Origin of the sequence: Terrabacter terrae (assembly GCF_039529575.1) — a bacterium.
GTDB classification, from domain to species: Bacteria; Actinomycetota; Actinomycetes; order Actinomycetales; family Dermatophilaceae; genus Terrabacter; species Terrabacter terrae.
On the sequence record NZ_BAAANB010000042.1, the window covers coordinates 1 to 1,028 of the forward strand.

General features: G+C 70.7%; 1 protein-coding gene. It reads right to left on the reverse strand.

Translation table 11 applies throughout. The features are described 5' to 3' along the window. Positions 1-656, reverse strand: a 656-nt coding sequence (locus ABD194_RS18755) for a PAS domain-containing protein (RefSeq protein WP_343994313.1), incomplete at its 3' end; no start/stop codon positions are given. Positions 657-1,028 lie beyond the last annotated feature (372 nt).

The window sequence follows — 1,028 nt, forward strand, 5'->3', positions numbered from 1 at the left end:
CCGGGCTGGTTGTAGAGGTTGGTCACCGCCACTTCCACCCAGGACCAGGCGCCGTCGGTGCGGACCCGGAGCTCGCCGACCCGCTCCGCCCGGGGCGGGTCGGCGGCCAGCAGCTCCTCGAAGGCTTGGTGGTCCTCGGGGTGGATGCGGTCCGTGATGGGTGTGCCCACGACCTCGTCGACTGGCCAGCCGAAGAGGTTCGCGACCGCTGGGCTGGCGTAACTGACGAGATGGTGCTCGTCGAGCAGGACCGCGGCATCGCTGGAGCGTTCCATCAGGTGCCGGACGGCGTCGCCGAGGTTGAGGGAGGCGCCGACGATGCCGATCAGCTCCCCGTCGCGGTACACGCCAGTGTCGGTGACCAGCGCATGCAGCACCTCGCCGCTGCGGCGCCGAACCGGGAATCCACCGGACCATGAACGGCCTTCCCGCAGCGCAGCCATGATCTCCGCCGCCGCCTGCTGGGAGACCTCCGGCACCGTCACCTGCGTGATGTCACGCCCTACGGCCTCCGCCGCGGGCCAGCCGTACAGCTGCTCGGCGGCGTCGTTCCAGGACAGCACCGTCCCCGTCGTGTCCGTCGCGATCACGGCGTGCCCGAGGGCGTGCAGCAACTCGTCGGCAGACGGGGGAAGGGGGAGGGCCTCGGTGTCCATGAATCCAGCCTGCGCCCTCATGCTTCGCGTGGTCACGACGGCGCGAGCAACTTCCGGTACGTCTGGCCGGGCGAGTGCGACCTCATGGCGCAGCTCGCCGGACTGGAGCTCGAGCGCCGCGTCGCCGGCTGGACCGGGGGAGCCCTTCACGACCGACAGCGAGAGCCACGTCTCCGTGTGGCGCAAGCCGGAACGTCCCGCCCGACCCGTCGAAGCCCCGGCAGGTGCGTGGCAGGGACCTTCGGCCCTGACCTGTCAGCCGGTGTTCGGGGATCGTGGACGTCCAGGAGGGCACGAGCACCGTGCCGGTGGAGGAGGGGACCACCATGCAACCGATCAAGAACGCCGCAGCCGACTTCCTGAGCCACCAGC